This is a genomic window from Streptomyces sp. NPDC006430 (assembly GCF_040612395.1).
Classification (GTDB): Bacteria; Actinomycetota; Actinomycetes; order Streptomycetales; family Streptomycetaceae; genus Streptomyces.
Genome location: NZ_JBEXQA010000037.1, coordinates 24,891 through 44,860 on the forward strand (window position 1 = coordinate 24,891; position 19,970 = coordinate 44,860).

Consider the following 19,970-nt stretch of genomic DNA (forward strand, 5'->3'; position numbering starts at 1 on the left):
CTCAGTGCGAGCGGTCGCCGGGCAGGGCGCAACAGCTTGAGTGGTGACCGAACTTCCTACCCCGAATGACCGGGGCGAGGTTCAGAGGGTCTGCAGCTACGGTTGCCGCACTCTCAGCGCTGTGGCGCTCCCCTGTCGGAATATGCAATTGGTTCGGCCACAGGGTACCCCGTGGCCGAACGGAGGCGGAGAACAGCGGAAGCTAGCGCTCCGAAGCGGCCAGCTGGCCGCACGCGCCGTCGATCTCCTGACCGCGGGTGTCACGTACGGTCACCGGCACGCCGTGGCGGGCGATGGCTTCCACGAAGGCCCGCTCGTCCTCCGGACGCGAGGCGGTCCACTTCGAGCCCGGCGTCGGGTTCAGCGGGATCAGGTTGACGTGGACGCGCTTGCCCTTCAGCAGCCGACCGAGGAGGTCGCCCCGCCAGGCCTGGTCGTTGATGTCGCGGATCAGGGCGTACTCGATCGAGATGCGACGACCGGACTTCTCGGCGTACTCCCAGGCCGCGTCGAGGACCTCGCGGACCTTCCAGCGGGTGTTCACCGGGACGAGGGTGTCGCGCAGCTCGTCGTCCGGGGCGTGCAGCGAGACCGCGAGGCGACACTTGAAGCCCTCGTCGGCGAACCGCAGCATCGCCGGCACCAGGCCGACGGTGGACACGGTGATGCCACGCTGCGACAGGCCCAGGCCGTCGGGCTCGGGGTCGGTGAGGCGACGGATGGCACCGACGACCCGCTTGTAGTTGGCGAGCGGCTCGCCCATGCCCATGAAGACGATGTTGGACAGCCGGGCCGGGCCGCCCGGGACCTCGCCGTCGCGCAGTGCACGCATGCCGTCGACGATCTGGTGGACGATCTCGGCGGTGGACAGGTTGCGGTCCAGACCGGCCTGGCCGGTGGCGCAGAACGGGCAGTTCATACCGCAGCCGGCCTGCGAGGAGATGCACATGGTGACCCGGTCGGGGTAGCGCATCAGCACGGACTCGACGAGCGTGCCGTCGTGCAGCTTCCACAGGGTCTTGCGGGTGGTGTCGTCGTCGCAGGAGATGTGCCGGACGACGTTCATCAGCTCGGGCAGCAGCTCCTGCTGGAGCTTCTCGCGGGAACCCGCGGGAATGTCCGTCCACTGCGCCGGGTCGTGCGCGTAGCGGGCGAAGTAGTGCTGCGAGAGCTGCTTGGCCCGGAACGGCTTCTCACCGATCGCGGCGACCGCCTCGCGCCGCTCCTCGGGCGTGAGGTCGGCGAGATGCCGGGGCGGCTTCTTGGCTCCGCGAGGGGCGACGAAGGTGAGCTCTCCCGGGACGGGGCGGGCCATGGCAGGTACTCCTCGTAAGACGAAAGGCGCGCCGCAGAAGCAGCGCGCCTTTCAAGGGTAACCGGCCGGACCCACCCGAAGCCTTCGGACGTACGTCGCCCCCGCCCGCCGCGGTCCCCCGATGAACCGCCCGCCGGCGGAAGCCGGGGAGGCCGGGACCGGTCAGGACGGGTCGGTGACCACCGGGGTCAGCCCGTGCCGACGAACGCCGCCAGCAGCAGCCACACCACCGGGGCGGTGGGCAGCAGGGAGTCGAGCCGGTCCATGATGCCGCCGTGGCCCGGCAGCAGGGTGCCCATGTCCTTGATGCCCAGGTCCCGCTTGATCATCGACTCGCCGAGGTCGCCCAGCGTGGCGCTGACCGCGACGGCGAGACCGAGCAGCAGCCCCTGCCACCAGATGCCCCCGTCGATCAGGAACTCCATGCACAGCGCGCCGGCCGCCATCGCGAAGGCCACCGCGCCGAGCAGGCCCTCGCGGGTCTTGCCGGGGCTGATGCGGGGCGCGAGCTTGGTCTTGCCGAAGCGCCAGCCCACCGCGTAGGCACCGGTGTCGCTGACCACGGTCAGGACCAGGAAGGTGACCACCCGTTGCGGGCCGTCGTCGGCAGTGAGCAGCATCGCCACGAACGTGGCGAGGAACGGCACGTAGAAGGCCGCGAAGACGCCGGCCGTGACGTCCTTGAGGTAGTCCTCGGGCGGTTCGGTCATCCGCCAGACCAGGACCGCCAGCGCGGTCAGGGCCATGGCTACCCAGGCGCCCTCGGCCCCCCGGATGTATCCGGCGATGACCATGGCGGCGCCGCCGACCGCGAGCGGGACGAGCGGCGCCTTGATGTCCTTCTTCTCCTGGAGCCGGGAGGTGAGCTCCCACAGGCCCACGACGACCGCGACGACGATGACGCCGACGAAGACCGCCTTCACGATGAACAACGAAGCGAAGATCACCGCACCGAGGCCGACACCGACCCCTATGGCGGCACGCAGGTCGCGCCCCGCCCGCTTCTTCTGCGGCGGGGGTGAGGCGTCCTGCGGTGCCTGCGAGGGCGGAGGCGGTGGGCTGGGCATGGGCTCCTGCGGCGGCGTCTCGGCGCGGATCGGGGGGCCGCCGTCGGCGGCGGCCCCCCGATCGCGTGCTTCCCGGTCGTCGAAGTCACGGCCGGCGGCATCGGGCACGATGGGCATGGGCCGAGTGTGCGGGCCCACCAGCGCATCGTATGCGGGACCCGCCGGAACCGGCTCCGTGGCCCAGGGAGAGTCGTTCATCAGACCTCGAGGAGCTCGGCTTCCTTGTGCTTGAGCAGCTCGTCCACCTGCGCGACGTACTTCGCGGTGGTGTCGTCGAGCTCCTTCTCCGCGCGGCGCACCTCGTCCTCGCCGGACTCCTTGTCCTTGACGAGCTTGTCGAGGGCGTCCTTCGCCTTGCGGCGGATCGAGCGGATCGAGACCTTGGAGTCCTCGGCCTTGGTGCGCGCGACCTTGATGTACTCCTTGCGGCGGTCCTGCGTCAGCTCGGGGAAGGTCACCCGGATGATATTGCCGTCGTTGCTGGGGTTGACGCCCAGGTCGGAGTCGCGGATGGCCTGCTCGATGTTGCGCAGGGCGCTCTTGTCGAACGGGGTCACGATCGCCATGCGCGGCTCGGGCACGGAGAACGACGCGAGCTGGTTGATGGGGGTGATGGCGCCGTAGTAGTCCGCCACGATCTTGTTGAACATCGCCGGGTGCGCACGACCGGTGCGGATCGCGGCAAAGTCTTCCTTGGCGACGACGACGGCCTTCTCCATCTTCTCCTCGGCCTCGAGGAGGATTTCTTCGATCACCACGTGCTCCTGCATGTCAGATATGGATGGTTCAGGCGGGCGGGGCGGCTCGGCCCTGCGAGGCCGGGCCCGGCGTCGGAACGCTCAGGCCCGGGTGCCCTGGTCGCTCACGAGCGTGCCGATCTTCTCACCCTTGACGGCGCGGGCGATATTGCCCTCGGCGAGCAGCTCGAAGACCAGGATCGGCAGCTTGTTGTCGCGGCACAGCGTGATCGCGGTGGCGTCGGCGACCTTGAGGTCGCGGGACAGCACCTCGCTGTACTCCAGCGCGTCGAACTTCACCGCTTCGGGGTTCTTCTTCGGGTCGGAGTCGTAGACCCCGTCGACACCGTTCTTGCCCATGAGCAGGGCTTCGGCGTCGATCTCCAGGGCGCGCTGGGCGGCCGTGGTGTCGGTGGAGAAGTACGGCATGCCCATGCCGGCGCCGAAGATGACGACGCGGCCCTTCTCCAGGTGCCGTACGGCGCGCAGCGGGATGTACGGCTCCGCGACCTGGCCCATGGTGATGGCCGTCTGCACACGGGAGTCGATGCCCTCCTTCTCCAGGAAATCCTGGAGGGCGAGGCAGTTCATGACGGTGCCGAGCATGCCCATGTAGTCGGACCGCGCGCGGTCCATGCCGCGCTGCTGCAGCTCGGCGCCACGGAAGAAGTTGCCGCCGCCGATCACGACGGCGATCTCCGCGCCGTCGCGGACCACCGCGGCGATTTCCCGCGCGATGGCATGGACGACGTCGGGGTCGACGCCCAGTCCTCCGCCGCCGGAGAAGGCCTCGCCCGACAGCTTCAGCATGAAGCGGCGGCCCTTCTTGTCGTGGTCGCTCTTGTGGTCGGAAGCGGTGTGGGTGTCCACGCCCTGATTCATGGAGATCTCCTCGTGCACATACGAAGAAGGCCATTGCCGGTGGGTCCTCGCGGTTCCCTCTACGGCAATGGCCTCCTCGTCAGATCTGCGGTCGTTCCGCGCGCACGCGGACGACTGCTTCAGACCCTACCGGGGTCCGGTGTCCGTCGTGTACGGACGGACTCAGATGCCGACCTTGATGCGCGAGAAGCGCTTCAGGGTGACACCGGCCTCGTCCAGGACCTTCTGGACGGACTTCTTGTTGTCCAGCGCGTACGGCTGGCCGAGGAGGGTGGCCTCCTTGAAGAAGCCGTTGACGCGACCCTCGACGATCTTCGCGATGGCAGCCTCGGGCTTGCCCTCCGCGCGGGTGACCTCTTCGGCGATGCGACGCTCGGACTCGACCTTCTCGGCCGGGACGTCCTCGGCGGAGAGCCACTGCGGGGCGAACGCGGCGATGTGCTGTGCGACGCCGCGGGCGACCTCGGCGTTCTCCTTGTCGAGCTCGACCAGGACGCCGATCTGGAACGGCAGGTCGGGCATGGTGCGGTGCATGTACGCCGTGACGTAGCCGTCGGCGAACTGCGCGAAGCGGTCCAGGACGATCTTCTCGCCGAGGTTGGCGTTCGCCTCGTCCACGAAGGCCGTGACGGTCTTGCCGGGCTCGATCTCGGAGGCCAGCAGCGCCTCGAGGTCGGCCGGGGAGGTGGCAGCGACGTGCGCGGCCAGCTGGTTGGCGACGGCCAGGAACTTCTCGCCCTTGGCGACGAAGTCCGTCTCGCACTTCAGCTCGACGATGACACCGGAGGTGTTGTCGTCGGCGATGAGGGAGACGACGGCACCGTTCTCGGCAGAACGGCCCTCGCGCTTGGCGACGCCCTTCTGACCCTTGATACGGAGGGCTTCCATGGCCTTGTCGACGTCGCCGTCGGAGTCGACCAGCGCGTTCTTGCAGTCCAGCATGCCGGCGCCGGTGAGCTCGCGGAGCTTCTTGACGTCAGCGGCGGTGTAGTTCGCCATGAGTCTGTGATTCTCTCTCGAAGTCGTAGATCTACGGGTGAACGGCGGAGGAGGCGCGCTCGTGGCGCGGCTCCCCCGCCGTCATCGTCCGTGCTGTGAGTGCCCGGCGCGTGAACGCCGGGCGCTCTCAGTGGGTCAGGCCTGCTCGGCGTCGGCGGCCGGCGCCTCGGCGGCGGGGGCCTCAGCAGCGGGGGCCTCGACAGCGGCCTCGGCCGGAGCGGCCTCGGCGTCGTCGGCCTTCTTCTCGCCCTCGAGCAGGTCGCGCTCCCACTCGGCGAGCGGCTCGGCGGCGGCCTTCTCGCCCGGCTTCGAGTCACCGGTCGCAGCGCCGGAGCGGGCGATGAGGCCCTCGGCGACGGCGTCGGCGATCACGCGGGTGAGCAGGGTGACGGAACGGATCGCGTCGTCGTTGCCCGGGATCTTGTAGTCGACCTCGTCGGGGTCGCAGTTGGTGTCGAGGATCGCGACGACCGGGATGTGGAGCTTGCGCGCCTCACCGACGGCGATGTGCTCCTTCTTGGTGTCGACGATCCAGACGGCGCTGGGGACCTTCGACATCTCGCGGATACCACCGAGGGTCTTCTCCAGCTTGGTCTTCTCGCGGGAGAGGACCAGGAGCTCCTTCTTGGTGAGACCCGAGGCGGCGACGTCCTCGAAGTCGATCGCCTCAAGCTCCTTCAGACGCTGGAGGCGCTTGTAGACGGTGGAGAAGTTGGTGAGCATGCCACCCAGCCAGCGCTGGTTGACGTACGGCATACCAACGCGCGTCGCCTGCTCGGCGATGGCCTCCTGGGCCTGCTTCTTGGTACCGACGAACATGATGGAGCCGCCGTGGGCAACGGTCTCCTTGACGAACTCGTAGGCGCGGTCGATGTACGACAGCGACTGGAGCAGGTCGATGATGTAGATGCCGTTGCGCTCGGTGAAGATGAAGCGCTTCATCTTCGGGTTCCAGCGACGGGTCTGGTGACCGAAGTGGACGCCGCTTTCCAGCAGCTCCCGCATCGTTACGACGGCCATGGCCATCTCCTTGGTTTTCTCGGTTTGATTCCTGACGCCCCACCGCGCCCTGCCCCCGAAGAGGGGACCGAGAGACGCTGCCACCTGGCCTGACCGGCTTGATGTTGGGGCGTGCGAAGTCGACCCGGTGACCCGGATCGCCGTAAGAAGTGTACGGGACCGGGCGGTATGCCAGGTGACGCCGTTGTCCACACCGGGCCGCTCGTCCACAGGGGCGCTCACGCTGCGCGACGCCACGGCAACCTGGACGGCATGACGACACTGCTGCTCACCCTGCTCCTGACCTTGGCCCAGGCTGTCGCACCGGGGACCCGCCCGCTCCCGCCGCCCCTGGTGGTGACCCGCTGGTGGGACCCGCCGCCGACCCCGTACGCGGCGGGCCACCGCGGGGTGGACCTGGCTGCCCCGGTGGGCGCGGACATCCGCACGGTCGGCCCGGGCCGGGTCCACCACGCGGGCCCGGTGGCCGGCCGCGGGGTCCTCTCCCTCACCCTCCCCGGCGGTCTGCGCACCACGTACGAGCCGGTGCGCCCACTGGTCACGGAGGGTGAGGAGGTCGTGGCGGGGCAGGTGGTCGCGACGCTGGCGGAGGGCCCGCACTGCAGCCGGCCGTGCCTCCACTGGGGCCTGCTGTCAGGAGACACCTACCTGAACCCGCTGACCCTCCTGCCCCGCCCCACGCCGCGGCTCCTGCCGCTCGACGGGGCCGCGGCCGGAGCCGCCGAAGGCGCCGGCGGATGAGGCGCGGGATCCGAGGGGGCGGGGGCGCGGCGTCCCGGACCCGGTCTCAGCCCTGCACGCCCCGCAGGGCCAAGGCGACGGCCACTTCCGCCACCGTGCCAGCATCCTCCGCAGCGCCCAGCTCGATCCGCCGGACCGCGGCGTCGACCGTTCCTTGCAGCAGCACCGCGGCCAGCCTGGGCTGCTCGTGCCCGAGGGCCGCGAGTGCTTCCACGATCATCGCCGCGAGCCCTCCGTGCGCGGCGCGGATCTTCTCCCGCGCGCCCGCGTCCAGCTCGCTCGCCGAGATCGCCACGACCGCCCGGTGCCGCCGGTTCCCGACCAGGCCCAGCTGGCTGCGCACATAGGCCTCAACCTTCGCCTCCGGGGACTGCGCCTGCTCCATCGCCGCCTCGATCTCGGCGGCCCAGACGGGGAAGTCCACCGCGCACAGCTCTTCGACCACGGCCGCGCGGGACCGGAAGTACTCATACACGGAGGACCGGGCGAGGCCGGTCCGCTCCGCCAGGGCGGGGAAGGTCAGCGCTTCCGTCCCGCCTTCGGACAACAGGGAGCGCGCCGCGTCCAACAGGGCGCCGCGCTGCATCGACCGGTGCTGGGCCACGGAGGCCGCTCGAATCCTGGGCACGCTTCCACTCTACGGAGCTGCCGCCCGCTCAGCGGCCCACATCCGCGAGCTTGGCCCGCAGTTGGAGCACCGACTTGGTGTGGATCTGACTGACGCGGCTCTCCGTGACGCCCAGCACGTTGCCGATCTCGGCCAGGGTGAGGCCCTCGTAGTAGTACAGGGTCACCACGGTCTTCTCCCGCTCCGGGAGGGTGTTGATGGCGCGCGCGAGGAGTCGGCGCAGCTCGCGGTCCTCGGCCACCTCGACCGGATCGTCGGCGGCGGTGTCCTCCAGGGTGTCCATCAAAGAGAGCCGGTCGCCGCCTTCTCCGCCGACGTGCAGCAGCTCCTCCAGGGCGACGACGTTCGCCAGCGACAACTGACTGAACACGGTGTGGAGTTCCTCCACAGCGATGCCCATCTCGCCGGCGACCTCGTGCTCGGTGGGGGTGCGGCGCAGCTGGGCTTCGAGCGTGGCGTAGGCCCGCTCCACGGCCCGCGCCTTCTGCCGGACCGACCGCGGGATCCAGTCCAGTGCCCGCAGCTCGTCGATCATCGCGCCCCGGATCCGAGTGATCGCGTACGTCTCGAACTTGATGGACCGGTCGATGTCGAACTTCTCGATGGCGTCGATCAGTCCGAAGACCCCGGAGGAGACGAAGTCGGCCTGTTCCACATTGGGCGGCAGACCCACGCTGACCCGGCCCGCCACGTACTTCACCAAGGGTGAGTAGTGCAGGATCAGCTGCTCCCGCAGCCGCTCGTCGCCGCTCTCCTTGTACGAGCGCCACAGCGCCTCAAGGGACGAGGGTGCGGTGGACCGCACGCTGCCACGAGCAGCGGGGGGCACCGCAGCGCGGTCAGACCCTGAGGTGTGCTGGGGCATGCTTCGCCTTTGCCGGAGCCGGATTCCTTGGGAGCGTAGCGTGACGGAAGTGTCGCGGTGCGCGAAGAGTACGGGATCGCGCGTGGGCGGCGGGGCGCCGTGACTCGCGCGGGCAACCCGGGACCGGCGCCTGGCGCTCGGTCCCGGCGGCTGCCACCAGGAAGACCGCATCTCTCATCGGCGTCACTCTTTCACCGGAACACCCCAGGTCAACGACCGCCTCGCCGGACACCACCGGTTTGTGTGCCTCCCTCAGCTGATTGTGTGGTCAACTGCCAGCCCTCGCCCTGCCGTTCGACGAACCCCAGAGAGTGAAGTTCGTACAGTCTGCCGATGACTTCATCTGTACCGGTGCCCGCGGCGAGCGCCACCTCGTCCGCGTGCGCGGGACGGCCGGCCGGGAGCGCTTCGAGCACGCGGGCGGTGTCCCGGCCCAGCAGGTCCCGTGGAAGCACGGGTCCGCGGCGCTCGGGAGCCAGCTCGCCCATGCCGCCGACCAGCTCAACCACTTCCGCGGCGTCCGTGACGAGCACCGCCTCGCCGCGCAGCAGTTCGTGCACTCCGGCCGAGAGCCCGCTGGTGGCGGGTCCGGGCACGCCCATCGTGAACCGCCCGAGCTGCTGGGCCCGGCGCGCCGTGACCAGGGAGCCGCTGCGGTGGGCCGCCTCGACCACGACGGTGCCCCGGGTCAAAGCGGCGATGACCCGGTTACGCAGGACGAACCGGCTCGGGGTCGGATGACTGCCGGGCGGCAGCTCCCCCAGCACCAGCCCCTGGCCGGCGATCCGACCGAGCAGCCCCGCATGGCCGCGCGGGTAGGCGACGTCCACCCCGCAGGCGAGCACCGCGGCCGTGGCGCCGCCCGAGGCGAGCGCCCCGCGATGGGCTGCGGCGTCGACCCCGTACGCCGCCCCGGAGACGACCACCCAGCCCCGTTCGGCGAGCCCGGCGGCCAGCGTCTGGGCCATGTGCGCGCCGTACGGAGTGCAGGCCCTGGCCCCGACCACGGCGACCGAGCGCAGCGCCCAGGTCCGCAGGTCCGGCCGGCCCCGCAGCCAGAGCCCCACGGGCCGGGCGTCGCCGAGGTCGTCCAGTTGGGTCGGCCACTGCGCCGACCCGGGGCAGATGAACCGACAGCCCCCCTCGGCTGCGGTCGCCAGGTCTCTCCGCGGATCGGCGAGCGCCGCCCGTCTGCGGTATCCGGAGAGCCGCTGCGCCCCCACCCCGGACAGTGCCGCAGCCTGGGCTTCCGGTCCGGTCAGCAGCCGTATCAGCCCGAGGGCGCCGTGTTCGCGCAGCCATCGTCCGCCGTGCTCGTCCCCGGGTTCCAGGACCCGGCTCAGCGCGGCCCGGGCCAGCAGCTCCGGAGTGCTCTCCGCATCCTGCTGCGGTGCCTCCGGCGGGACGGGCCCGTCGGCAGCGCTCATGATCCGGCCCCCATGGCGAGAGCCGCCCCGCGGGCGATCCCGGTCCGCAGCTCCAGCGCGACCGCCATGTCCAGCGCCTCGGGACGGTCCCGGCCCCGGAGGTCGGCCACGGTCCAGGCGACCCGCAGCACCCGATCGAGCCCGCGGGCGGTGAGCAGCCCGCGCTCCAGGTCCCGCTCCGCCTGCGCCAACGCCCCGGGGGCGGCCTGCCAGCGGGTGCGCAGCTCGTGTCCGGGCACCTGGGCATTGAGCCGCCAGGGGGTGTCGGCCAGCCGGGCCGCTGCGCGGTCCCTGGCCTCCCGCACCCGGTCGGCGACGGTCGCCGTGGCCTCCCCCCGGCCGCCGCGCCCCAGCAGGTCGGAGCGGGTGACGGGCTCGACCTGCACCCGCAGGTCCACCCGGTCCAGCAGGGGTCCGGACAGCCTCGCCTGGTAGCGCCGGATCACGGAGGCGGGGCATTCGCAACCGGCCGCGAGCAGGGTGTGCTGCCCGCACGGGCAGGGGTTCGCGGCGAGGACCATCAGGAACCCGGCCGGCAGCCGCACCACCCCGGCGGCGCGGGCAATGACCACGTGCCCCGATTCGAGGGGCTGACGCAGGGCGTCCAGCGCCTTGGTGCTGAACTCGGCGGCCTCGTCCAGGAAGAGAATGCCCCGGTGTGCCAGGGAGACCGCGCCGGGCCGGGGTACCCCCGCCCCACCACCGACCAGGGACTGCATGGTCGCGGAGTGGTGGGGCGCGCAGTACGGGGGCCTGGCGACCAGGGGTTCGTCGGGCGGCAGGATTCCCGCGACCGAGTGCACCGCCGTGACCTCCAGGGACTCCTGCCGGGAGAGTGGCGGCAGGATCCAGGGGATGCGTTCGGCCAGCATCGTCTTGCCGGCTCCCGGGGGCCCGCTGAGGAACAGGTGGTGGCCCCCGGAGGCCGCCACTTCCAGAGCCCTGCGGGCGCCGTGCTGGCCTGCGACGTCGGAGAGGTCGGGGAACTCCGCGGGCCCGCCCTCGGCGGCCCGCGGCCGGGAGATCCCGGTGCCGAGGCCCGCTCCCGGGACGACCAGCCCCGCCAGCATCGGGTCCGGCCTCCCCTGCCGCTCCGGGGCCTCCTCCTCGGGGACCTCCGCGCCGGTCAGCACCGCGATCAGCTGGCGCAGGCTGCGCACGCCGAGGACCGAGACGTCGGGGACGAGCATGGCCTCGGCTGCGGACTGCTGCGGGACCACGACGCTGCGGTAGCCGGCGTCCGCCGCGGCGAGGACGGCCGGCAGGACGCCCCGCACCGGCCGTACCCGGCCGTCCAGGCCCAGCTCCCCGATGAGCACCAGGTCGGCGATCGTGCCGGGGTCGAGCACCTCCGCTGCGCCCAGGACGGCCGCCGCCACGGCCAGGTCGAACCCGGCACCCGATTTCGGAACGGAGGCCGGGCTGAGCCCGACCGTGAGCTTCTTCTGCGGCCATGCCGCGCCCGAGTTCACGACGGCGGCCCGCACCCGGTCCCGGCTCTCGACCAGGGTCTTGTCGGGCAGTCCCACCAGGGTGAAGGCGGCGAGCCCGGGTTCCAGGTCCGCCTGGACCTCCACCACCACGCCGTCGACGCCCACCAGGGCGACCGAGCAGGCCCGTGCGAATCCCATCACGCCACCCCTCGGACGTGTTCCACCAGGGCCGCACCGCGCCGCGGCAGCAGGACTCCCACCAGATCGATGCGCACCCCGCCCGGAGGCGGCCCACCGTGGTCGGCGAGCCAGCGCCCGGCGAGCCGGCGCAATCGCTCGGCCTTGCCGGGGCGGACCGCGGCCATGGGGTGTTCGAACGCACCCGCCCGGCGCGTCTTGACCTCGCACACGACGAGGGCGTCCCCGTCCCGCGCGACGATGTCGATCTCCCCGCTGCGGCACCGCCAGTTCCGTGCGATCACGGTCATCCCGACCTCAGTCAGCCGCCGTGCCGCGAGCTCCTCGCCGTACCGCCCCAATGCCTGCTGTGCCACGCCCTTCGCGTTCATCGGGCACCACCTCCGGCACCGACGATCCCGCGAACCCCCACACCTTGTGGATCTTGGTGGACAGTCACGGCATTGTGGACAACCCCCTCACTCTTGAGGGGGAACCCGAGGCGGGACCCGAGCCGCGAAGCGCGGGCGAGGAAGTGCGGGAATCAGCTGCCCGGCAGTTCGAGATCGCTCTTGTTGAGCTCCTCGATGTTCACGTCCTTGAAGGTCAGCACCCGCACCTGCTTCACGAAGCGGGCCGGCCGGTACATGTCCCACACCCAGGCGTCGGCCATCGTGACCTCGAAGAACACCTCCCCCTGGACCGAGTGCACCTGCATTTCGTAGTCGTTCGTGAGGTAGAACCGACGTTCGGTCTCGATCACGTACTTGAACAGCCCGACGACGTCGCGGTACTCGCGATAGAGCTTCAGCTCCATCTCGGTCTCGTACTTCTCGAGGTCCTCGGCGCTCATGGCATGTTCCCCTTCAGCCGTGCGTCCCCCTATTGTGCGCCAGGCCCCCGCGCCCCTAGACGATTTCCGGGGCCAGGACCACCGGTGCACCCGGAGGACCGTCGTCGAGCAGCGTACGGAGCAACTCGGCGAGTCTGGTCGGGTACACCGTCTCATGGGCCGCGAGAAGTTCCTCGGAAGTCCACCACCTCGCCCCGGAGACGCTGCGCCGCTCCAGCTCGGTGAGCCCGCCCAGCTCGGTCCGCGTCCGGTCCGTCCGTGCCAGGTAGTACCACTCGTCCTGCTCCCAGCGCTTCCCGTCGAACGGGAAGGAGCAGTACCGGTGCCAGAGCACCGGCCCTAGCTCCACCTCGGTGATCCCCGTCTCCTCGGCCAGCTCCCGCAGGGCGGCCTGTTCCCGGGTCTCGGTGTCCTCGAGTCCGCCGCCCGGGGTGAACCACCAGGTGTCCGCCGGGTCGTTCGGTTCGAAGCCGTGCAGCAGCAGGATCCGGTCCGAGGGGTCCAGCAGGATCACCCGTGACACCTTGCGGGCGCCGGCCGCGGCGCCGCGGTCAGCGGCCACCGGCCTGCTCCCGCCGCCGCCCGCGCCCCAGGACCCGTACGACGGGCCCGTACGCGGCGCCCAGCACCACCAGAGCGGCTCCCGCCACCACGGCGGCCAGTTGGAGGCGCAGCGGCCCCGGCCGGGATGTCCCGCCGGGCAGGGCGGCGTACGTGGCGGGTCGCTCCAGCATCGTCATCGAGGGCCAGGCGAGGGCATCGACCCGGGCGTGGACCGCCGACCGGGCCACGGTCCCCTGACCGGCTTCCTGGAGATGAGCGCGGGAGTCCAGGGAGGCGGACCGCCGGTCGCCCAGCAGGAAGAGGTTTCCCTCGGGCACCGTCACCTCGAACGGGGTGTCGGAGGCGGCGCCCGGGCCCGAGCCCGCCGCTGCTTCCGGCTTGGAGTGCTCGATGTAGGGCTCGTCGAGCTCCTTGCCGTTCACGGTGAGCCGGCCACCCTCGCCACAGCACTTCACGGTGTCGCCGCCGATACCGACGACCCGCTTGACCATGGGCGAGTCGCTCCACAGGGCATCGGTGAAGACGACGACGTCGCCGCGCCGCACCGCACCGCCGTCGATCCGCTGGGCGAGCACCCGGTCGCCGGGCTTCACCGTCGGCACCATCGAGTCGGTCGGCACCGTGTACGGCTGGTAGACGAGCGCCCCCCACGCGAAGCCGCCCAGGAAGAGCAGGAAGCCGACGGCCACGGCGACTCCCGACAGCACGTGGCCGAGACCGCCGCGGCCGTCCTTGCCACCGCGTATTACTTGCGTACCGCATGTCCGTGTTTCGCCCATTGCAGCGCCCCACACTTCCGGGATCGACGACCTGGGCGGCACCCTACCTGCCAGTAGTCTCCCCAGCTATGGCCGCCGGGAAGTGCTCTCGGCGGTCGGCTTCCGCCGGCGCCACATGACAACCGGAACCGCGCCGACGAGGCCGACCGCGGCCGGACCGAGACCGACCGGAGCCAGCCCCGCGGCCCCGAGACCCATCGCGGTCGCCTTGGTCTGATTCCCGATGCCCGGCTGGTCGAACGTGTCCGGGATCGGCAGGGTCGCCCATCGGGTGATCGGCCACGCGACCACCACGGCCCGCCCGACGACCTTGTCGACCGGCACGAAGCCCTGGGTGGAGTCCTGCATGTGGTAGCGGGAGTCCTGGGAGTTCTGCCGGTGGTCGCCCATCACCCAGATCTTGCCCGTGGGTACGGTGATCGGGCCGAACGGAGCGTCATCGCACGGCGTGTTGCCCGGGAAGATGTACGGCTCGTCCAACGCCTTGCCGTTGACGACGACCGGTCCCCCCTTCCTGCATTCGACCGTGTCGCCGCCGATGGCAATGGTCCGCTTGATCAGGTCCTTCTCGTCGGCCGACGGCATCAGGCCGATCTTGCTGAGGATCTGCTGCGCGAAGTTGGGATCCGGGGTGGGCTCCCCGGCCAGCCAGCTCGCGGGGTCGTGGAAGACCACGACCTCACCGCGCTCGGGCTCCGACCCGAACCACGGGGTCAGCTTGTCCACGAGCACCCGGTCACCGCGCTGCAGGGTGTTCTGCATCGAGTCGGACGGGATCGAGAACGCCTGCACCAGGAAGGTCTTGATCAGCAGAGCGAGCAGCAGGGCAATGCCGACGAGGAGCGGGAGCTCCTTCCAGAACGAGCGCTGCGGGCGCGCCGCTTCGTCGCCCTCCTCGGCCTCGCGCTCGGCATCGTCCGGCCGCTCCTCGCCTTCATCGCGTCCGGATCGCGCGCCTACCGCCACATCCCCCACATCCACTCCTCACTCGCAATCGCCGCCCGTGCCGGATCGGACACAGGCCCTCCCCTCCCTTAACGAGCGGGAGTTCCCTAGGGCTCGGGAGACCGAAGACACACTATGCGAACGGTGCGCCCCGACCGCGCCCGCGGCGTCCGCGTCGCCCGCGCCGCGCCTGATCGGGCACCGTGCGGAAGGTGGCGGGCTGTTCGAGTTTGCGCCAGTGGTCGAACGGCCACGCGATGACCACGGCCTGGCCGACGACGCCCTTCTCGTCGATGGTGCCGTCGAAGGCCTCGTCGAGGTGGAAGCGGGAGTCCGCGGAGTTCGCCCGGTGGTCGCCCATGACGAAGAGCCGCCCCGGAGGCACCTGTACCTCGAACCTGATGTCGGACGGGGTGTTGCCGGGGTTCACGTATGGCTCGTCGAGCGGCGTGCCGTTGACGGTGACCCGCCCCTTAGCGTCGCAGCACACGACCGTGTCGCCGCCGATGCCGATGACCCGCTTGATGAGGTCCTGCTCGTCGGCCGAGGGGAGCAGACCGATGAAGGTCAGCACCTCCTTGATCTGCTTGACGCCGACCGGATCGGCGGCCGGGCGGGCGGCCTCGCCCTTGAGCCAACCGCCGGGATCCTTGAACACGACGACGTCGCCGCGCTCGATCTTGGAGCCGAACCAGGGGGTCAGCTTGTCGACCAGCACCCGGTCGCCGATGCGGATCGTCTGTTCCATCGACCCGGACGGGATGAAGAAGGCCTGGACGAGGAAGGTCTTGAGGACGAGCGCTATGCACAGCGCGACGACGATCAGCACCGGCACCTCGCCCACCCGACGGGTACGCCTGCGCCGCCGGACCCGGCGGGCCAGCCGGCGCCGCTCGGCCCGGCCCCCACTGCTCTCGACCACCGTCACCGGCGGGAGCGGTTCGAGCTTCGGCTCGGGGGCCCGGCGGCCCCGCGACCGCCCGCGGCTACCCATGACCGCCGCCGGAGGACCCGGACGACCCGGTCGCCACATCCGCGGAACCCACGGCACCCACGGCACCCACCGACCCCGTCGCGCCCCAGCGCGACGGCGGCCAGCCGATCCAGTCGGCCCGCCCGATCACCTTCTCCACCGGCACCATCCCCCCGCCCGGCTCCCCCAGATGGTCCCGGGAGTCCCGGGACTGGGAACGATGATCACCCATGACCCACAGGGTCCCAAGCGGCACGACGATCCGGAACGGCACCTTCGAAGGCGTGTCGCCGGGATGGACGTACGGTTCCGCCAACGGAACGCCGTTGACCTTGATCCGGCCCCCGGCGTCGCAGCACACCACGTCGTCGCCACCGACGCCCACGACCCGCTTCACGAAGTCGGTGTCGGACGGCTCGCCGATCCCGAGCGCGGAGACCGCGCCGTGCAGGGCCTCGCCGATCGGATTGCCCTCGACGCGCTCCCGTACGAAGGACCCCGTGCCGTCGAAGACCACCACGTCCCCGCGCTTCGGCTGCGCGCCGAAACGGTACGCCAGCTTGTTGACCAGGACCCGGTCCCCGACCCGGAGCGTCGGCTCCATCGACCGGCTCGGGATCAGGAAGGGCTGTACGACGAAATTGCTGAGCAGCAGCAGGAAGGCCGTGCAGAGCACGCCGAGCACCCCGGCCCGCCGCCAGGTCAGGAAAGCGCGCCACCCGGGAAACGCACGGCGCCCCCACGACGCAGAACGCGGCCGTTCCTCCCCCGTGTCGGGGGAGGAACGGCCGCGCTGTGTGAGCTCTGCTTCGGTGTCCATCGGGGCGAGCCTATCCGGCCGCCCCCGGAATCCGGAGAGGAGATCAGCGGTCGCGCTTCTCCTTGATCTTCGCGGCCTTGCCGCGGAGCTCACGGAGGAAGTACAGCTTGGCGCGACGCACGTCACCACGGGTGACGAGCTCGATCTTCTCGAAGATCGGGGAGTTGACCGGGAAGGTGCGCTCCACGCCGACGCTGAAGGAGACCTTGCGAACGGTGAAGGTCTCGGAGACGCCAGAGCCCTGGCGACGGATGACAACGCCCTTGAACTGCTGGATACGGGAGCGGTTGCCCTCGATCACGCGGACGTGCACGTTGATCGTGTCACCCGGGCGGAAGGCCGGGACGTCGGAGCGGATCGAGGCGGCGTTGACGCCATCGAGCAGGTGAGACATGTTCTTCGTCTGCTTTCTTCGCACGACGCCACAGGCCGCCGGTGCGGATTTCCGTAGAGAATTCGGGAGCCGGGTCACTCGGCGGACGACGATCCCCCTGTGGCAGGGGCGTACGCGAGCACACAGCAGCCGCCTATTCTTCCACGGCCCGCGCCCTACGCCAAAATCGGCCGTCGGTGGTCGGCTGCCAGCCCAGGATGCTCAGCATCTCCCGGTCCTTCTTGTCGAAGGCGGAGGCCTCGCAGCGCTCGATCAGGTCCGGGCGGTTCCGCGCGGTCCGGCGCAGGGCCTCGTCCCGGCGCCAGCGAGCGATCTTTCCGTGGTGGCCGCTGAGCAGCACGTCGGGGATCTCCCGGCCGCGCCACTGCGGCGGCTTCGTGTAGACCGGACCCTCCAGCAGGTTCGCCATCTCTCCGGGCGCGAAGGAGTCGTCGCGGTGCGATTCGGCGTTGCCGAGCACTCCGGGCAGCAGCCGGGCCACGGCCTCGGTGATGACCAGGACGGCCGCTTCGCCTCCCGCGAGCACGTAGTCGCCGATGGAGACCTCGTAGACCGGCATCCGCGTGGCGTACTCGTCCATGACCCGACGGTCGATGCCCTCGTAGCGGGCCGGCGCGAACAGCAGCCAGGGCCGCTCGGAGAGCTCGACGGCCAGTTCCTGGGTGAACGGGCGGCCGCTGGGCGTCGGGACGACCATGACCGGTCCCCGGGCGCCGGACTCGTATCCGTCGGCCAGCGCCTCGTCGAGGGCCTCGCCCCACGGCTCGGTCTTCATGACCATGCCGGGGCCGCCGCCGTACGGGGTGTCGTCGACGGTGTTGTGCCGGTCGTACGTCCAGTCCCGCAGGTCGTGGACCTGTACGTCGAGCTGCCCGCGGGCCCGCGCCTTGCCGACGAGGGAGACGTTCAGCGGCTCCAGGTACTCGGGGAAGATCGTGACGACGTCGAGACGCATCAGGCCTCTTCCCCGGCCTCGGCCCCGTTGTCGCGCGTCGAGACGATCTCGGCGCGGTCGTCGATCAGCCCGGGCGGCGGGGTGATGACGCAGCGCTGCTCCTCCAGGTCGATCTCGGCGACGATCTCCTCGACGAAGGGGATCATCACCTCGGTGCCGTCCGGTCGCTCGACGATGAAGAGGTCCTGCGAGGGCAGGTGGGAGATCTCGGTGATCCGGCCGATCTCGGTGCCGTCCTCCAGGACCACGTCCAGGTCCATCAGCTGGTGGTCGTAGTACTCGTCGGGCTCCTCCGGCAGCTCCGCCGGGTCGACGTCCGCGATCAGCAGGATGTTGCGCAGCGCCTCGGCGGCGGTGCGGTCCTTGACGCCTGCGAAGCGGAGCAGGAGCCGGCCGCTGTGCACCCGGCCCGTCTCGATGGTCAGCGGACCCGCCGAAGCCGGTTCGGTCTGGAGCACGGCGCCGGGCCCGAGCCGCAGCTCCGGCTCGTCGGTCCGCACCTCGACGGTGACCTCACCCTTGATCCCGTGGGCGCGGCCGATCCGCGCGACTACCAGCTGCACTGTGTGTCTCTCCTGTTCAGACGACGACGGGCCGGGGCGGGCACGTATGCCCTCCCCGGCCCGTGCCGGTGATTCAACTTCTCAGCGGACCTGGTCCACGTCGACGAGGTCGACGCGGATCCCCCGGCCGCCGATGGCGCCCACGACGGTACGCAGGGCACGCGCGGTGCGGCCGTTGCGGCCGATCACCTTCCCGAGGTCGTCCGGGTGAACCCGGACCTCGAGCACCTGCCCGCGACGCAGGTTGCGCGAGGCGACCTGCACTTCGTCGGGGTTGTCCACAATGCCCTTTACGAGGTGCTCAAGAGCCTCCTCGAGCATGCTCAGGCCTCGGTCGACTCGGCGGCGGCCTCAGCCTCGTCCGCCTTCTTGTCGGCCTTCTTCGCCTTCTGCGTGATGGCCTCGCCCTTGGTCTCGCCGATGCCCTCGAGGGCCTTGGCGAACTCGTCGAAGGAGCGACGCTTGCTCTCCTTCGTCTCCGGCTGCAGCAGCGGCGCCGGGGCCGGGAGGCCCTTGTGCGCCTGCCAGTCACCGGTCAGCTTCAGGATGGCGAGCACGGCCTCGGTGGGCTGGGCGCCCACGGACAGCCAGTACTGCGCACGCTCGGCGTTGACCTCGATGCGCGACGGGTTGTACGTGGGGTGGTACAGACCGATCTCCTCGATCGCACGACCGTCCCGGCGAGTGCGGGAGTCGGCGACGACGATGCGGTAGTGCGGCTGGCGAATCTTGCCGAGGCGCTTGAGCTTGATCTTGACTGCCACTGGAGTGGTGTCTCCTGAACTTGACGTGGTTGGGCACATGAGATGCCACGTGGGGTTGCGGTACTCGGGTGCCCGATGGACGCGTCAGCCGGAGGAGAGAGGGGTCCTATGCGACTGTCGAGTACAGCTAGCCATTCTGCCACATACCTGCGGCGCGCTCAGCCGGGAGGGCCCGAACCCCGGCAGGGGGGTGCGGGCCTGGCGGCACGATCGCCTCGGCAGCCCCCGCCCCCGCAGGGCCGCGAGCTCTAGGAGGCCGCGGCCGAGACCGCCACCTCGGGGATGCGGAACGGCTTCATACAGCCGCCGCAGACGATCGGCGCCTGGGCCAGCACGGACGGGACCACCCGCACGTTGCGGCCGCAGTCGCAGACTGCCTTGACGCGGACACCGCCACCCGAGGAGCCGTGCCGGGCAGCCGGCCCGCGGAAGCTGCGCTTGGTGTCCGCGGCCGTGGCGGCGGAGTGCGCCTTCAGCGCACGCTGAAGGCGCTCGATGGTCGGCCGGTAGCGCTTCTTGGCCTCGGGATTGAGCGAGACCAGGGAGAAGCCGCTGCTGGCGTGCGGCTCGTCGGAATGGTCCAGCCCCATCTCCTCGGCGATCGCGAGGAATCTGCGGTTGTGGTAGCGGCCGGCACGCGAGGTGTCTCGCACTCCGCGGGCGGCGGCGATGCCGTGGACTGCCTCGTGCAGCAGTCGCTCGAAGGAGAGCTCGGCGCCGCAGGCGGACGAGGACTCTCCGATCAGGGACTCGGGCGCGGCAAGGTCAGGCAGCTCGGGGTGGTACCGCTGAATATCGGCCCACGCCTGCGCCAGCTCTGCGGCGAGAACAGGTGGTGTCGTGCTCACGTCGTGACAACGAGCCGAGGTGCCCCGGTGTTCCGATTCCGGGCCATTCCAAATTTTTTGCACGTACCAGTCAGTTCACGCTCATGCGTCCCGACGAGGACGGGTGCGTCGATCCCAGGAGGAGTCGGTACGTAACGACGACTACGCCCCGGCGCACGGCTCGTGCCGTGCGCCGGGGCGCATGAGTGCTCAGGCGGTGTCGATCAGGCCGATCAGATCGA

At 70.6% G+C, this 19,970-nt stretch carries 23 protein-coding genes, 1 pseudogene and 1 riboswitch; of the genes and pseudogenes, 1 reads left to right on the plus strand and 23 read right to left on the minus strand.

Annotation, left to right across the window (positions count from 1 at the left end; all coding sequences use genetic code 11):
- Window positions 1–35: 35 nt before the first annotated feature.
- Window positions 36–144: riboswitch (TPP riboswitch) on the minus strand.
- Between the two features lie 58 nt (window positions 145–202).
- The 6 genes from rlmN to rpsB form a co-directional block, all read right to left on the minus strand.
- Window positions 203–1,315, minus strand: coding sequence for a 23S rRNA (adenine(2503)-C(2))-methyltransferase RlmN (gene rlmN / locus ABZZ20_RS32170; RefSeq protein ID WP_356875737.1), 1,113 nt, complete (start codon window positions 1,313–1,315; stop codon window positions 203–205).
- Window positions 1,316–1,503: 188 nt separating this feature from the next.
- Window positions 1,504–2,580 carry a phosphatidate cytidylyltransferase gene (locus ABZZ20_RS32175; RefSeq protein WP_356875739.1) on the minus strand — a complete coding sequence of 359 codons (1,077 nt, stop codon included), beginning with the start codon at window positions 2,578–2,580 and terminating at the stop codon, window positions 1,504–1,506.
- Entirely contained in the window at window positions 2,580–3,137 is a 558-nt protein-coding gene (frr, locus tag ABZZ20_RS32180; protein WP_030298420.1) for a ribosome recycling factor, read from the minus strand. Before frr ends, ABZZ20_RS32175 begins: the two co-directional genes overlap by 1 nt.
- An 84-nt stretch (window positions 3,138–3,221) precedes the next feature.
- Window positions 3,222–4,001 (minus strand): UMP kinase, encoded by a 780-nt coding sequence (gene pyrH, locus ABZZ20_RS32185; RefSeq protein WP_356875741.1) that lies wholly within the window; start codon window positions 3,999–4,001, stop codon window positions 3,222–3,224.
- Window positions 4,002–4,163: 162 nt separating this feature from the next.
- Entirely contained in the window at window positions 4,164–5,000 is an 837-nt protein-coding gene (gene tsf, locus ABZZ20_RS32190) for a translation elongation factor Ts (protein WP_356875743.1), read from the minus strand.
- A 135-nt stretch (window positions 5,001–5,135) separates the two neighbouring features.
- The gene (rpsB, locus tag ABZZ20_RS32195) at window positions 5,136–6,020 is read right to left on the minus strand and encodes a 30S ribosomal protein S2 (RefSeq protein ID WP_356875745.1); all 885 of its coding nucleotides are present in this window, start codon (window positions 6,018–6,020) and stop codon (window positions 5,136–5,138) included.
- A gap of 252 nt (window positions 6,021–6,272) precedes the next feature.
- On the opposite strand from rpsB, the gene ABZZ20_RS32200 reads away from it, so the two are divergent.
- Window positions 6,273–6,761 carry a M23 family metallopeptidase gene (locus tag ABZZ20_RS32200; protein WP_356875747.1) on the plus strand — a complete coding sequence of 163 codons (489 nt, stop codon included), beginning with the start codon at window positions 6,273–6,275 and terminating at the stop codon, window positions 6,759–6,761.
- A gap of 46 nt (window positions 6,762–6,807) precedes the next feature.
- Here the strand turns inward: ABZZ20_RS32200 and ABZZ20_RS32205 are convergent, their stop codons facing one another.
- From ABZZ20_RS32205 to ABZZ20_RS32285, 17 genes and pseudogenes are all read right to left on the minus strand, one after another.
- Window positions 6,808–7,365, minus strand: coding sequence for a helix-turn-helix domain-containing protein (locus ABZZ20_RS32205; protein ID WP_356875787.1), 558 nt, complete (start codon window positions 7,363–7,365; stop codon window positions 6,808–6,810).
- A gap of 52 nt (window positions 7,366–7,417) precedes the next feature.
- On the minus strand, window positions 7,418–8,254 hold the full coding sequence (gene whiG / locus ABZZ20_RS32210; RefSeq protein ID WP_356875749.1) for an RNA polymerase sigma factor WhiG: 837 nt from the start codon (window positions 8,252–8,254) through the stop codon (window positions 7,418–7,420).
- Between the two features lie 209 nt (window positions 8,255–8,463).
- The gene (gene dprA / locus ABZZ20_RS32215; RefSeq protein WP_356875751.1) at window positions 8,464–9,681 is read right to left on the minus strand and encodes a DNA-processing protein DprA; all 1,218 of its coding nucleotides are present in this window, start codon (window positions 9,679–9,681) and stop codon (window positions 8,464–8,466) included.
- Window positions 9,678–11,312, minus strand: a complete 1,635-nt coding sequence (locus ABZZ20_RS32220) for a YifB family Mg chelatase-like AAA ATPase (RefSeq protein WP_356875753.1) — start codon at window positions 11,310–11,312, stop codon at window positions 9,678–9,680. Before ABZZ20_RS32220 ends, dprA begins: the two co-directional genes overlap by 4 nt.
- On the minus strand, window positions 11,312–11,683 hold the full coding sequence (locus tag ABZZ20_RS32225; protein WP_356875754.1) for a YraN family protein: 372 nt from the start codon (window positions 11,681–11,683) through the stop codon (window positions 11,312–11,314). The genes ABZZ20_RS32220 and ABZZ20_RS32225 overlap by 1 nt, the downstream gene beginning before the upstream one ends.
- 152 nt (window positions 11,684–11,835) lie before the next feature.
- Window positions 11,836–12,144, minus strand: a complete 309-nt coding sequence (locus ABZZ20_RS32230; RefSeq protein WP_006139554.1) for a DUF2469 domain-containing protein — start codon at window positions 12,142–12,144, stop codon at window positions 11,836–11,838.
- A 55-nt stretch (window positions 12,145–12,199) separates the two neighbouring features.
- Window positions 12,200–12,706 (minus strand): NUDIX hydrolase, encoded by a 507-nt coding sequence (locus ABZZ20_RS32235; RefSeq protein ID WP_356875757.1) that lies wholly within the window; start codon window positions 12,704–12,706, stop codon window positions 12,200–12,202.
- The gene (gene lepB, locus ABZZ20_RS32240) at window positions 12,696–13,487 is read right to left on the minus strand and encodes a signal peptidase I (RefSeq protein WP_356875759.1); all 792 of its coding nucleotides are present in this window, start codon (window positions 13,485–13,487) and stop codon (window positions 12,696–12,698) included. Before lepB (ABZZ20_RS32240) ends, ABZZ20_RS32235 begins: the two co-directional genes overlap by 11 nt.
- Window positions 13,488–13,553: 66 nt before the next feature.
- The gene (gene lepB / locus ABZZ20_RS32245) at window positions 13,554–14,453 is read right to left on the minus strand and encodes a signal peptidase I (RefSeq protein WP_356875789.1); all 900 of its coding nucleotides are present in this window, start codon (window positions 14,451–14,453) and stop codon (window positions 13,554–13,556) included.
- Window positions 14,422–15,426: pseudogene (gene lepB, locus ABZZ20_RS32250) on the minus strand (signal peptidase I). The gene lepB (ABZZ20_RS32245) and the pseudogene lepB (ABZZ20_RS32250) overlap by 32 nt, the downstream one beginning before the upstream one ends.
- Complete coding sequence (lepB, locus tag ABZZ20_RS32255; RefSeq protein WP_356875761.1) at window positions 15,419–16,225, minus strand: signal peptidase I; 807 nt, start codon at window positions 16,223–16,225, stop codon at window positions 15,419–15,421. The pseudogene lepB (ABZZ20_RS32250) and the gene lepB (ABZZ20_RS32255) overlap by 8 nt, the downstream one beginning before the upstream one ends.
- 43 nt (window positions 16,226–16,268) lie before the next feature.
- The gene (gene rplS, locus ABZZ20_RS32260; RefSeq protein WP_008737520.1) at window positions 16,269–16,619 is read right to left on the minus strand and encodes a 50S ribosomal protein L19; all 351 of its coding nucleotides are present in this window, start codon (window positions 16,617–16,619) and stop codon (window positions 16,269–16,271) included.
- Between the two features lie 133 nt (window positions 16,620–16,752).
- A complete protein-coding gene (gene trmD, locus ABZZ20_RS32265) occupies window positions 16,753–17,574 on the minus strand; it encodes a tRNA (guanosine(37)-N1)-methyltransferase TrmD (protein WP_356875763.1) in 822 nt (273 codons plus the stop codon).
- Window positions 17,574–18,137 (minus strand): ribosome maturation factor RimM, encoded by a 564-nt coding sequence (rimM, locus tag ABZZ20_RS32270; RefSeq protein ID WP_356875765.1) that lies wholly within the window; start codon window positions 18,135–18,137, stop codon window positions 17,574–17,576. The genes trmD and rimM overlap by 1 nt, the downstream gene beginning before the upstream one ends.
- Before the next feature lie 81 nt (window positions 18,138–18,218).
- Window positions 18,219–18,458 carry an RNA-binding protein gene (locus tag ABZZ20_RS32275; RefSeq protein WP_030011889.1) on the minus strand — a complete coding sequence of 80 codons (240 nt, stop codon included), beginning with the start codon at window positions 18,456–18,458 and terminating at the stop codon, window positions 18,219–18,221.
- 2 nt (window positions 18,459–18,460) lie between these two features.
- Complete coding sequence (gene rpsP, locus ABZZ20_RS32280) at window positions 18,461–18,901, minus strand: 30S ribosomal protein S16 (protein WP_030298453.1); 441 nt, start codon at window positions 18,899–18,901, stop codon at window positions 18,461–18,463.
- 248 nt (window positions 18,902–19,149) lie between these two features.
- Window positions 19,150–19,749, minus strand: coding sequence for a hypothetical protein (locus ABZZ20_RS32285; protein ID WP_356875767.1), 600 nt, complete (start codon window positions 19,747–19,749; stop codon window positions 19,150–19,152).
- Window positions 19,750–19,970: the final 221 nt, after the last annotated feature.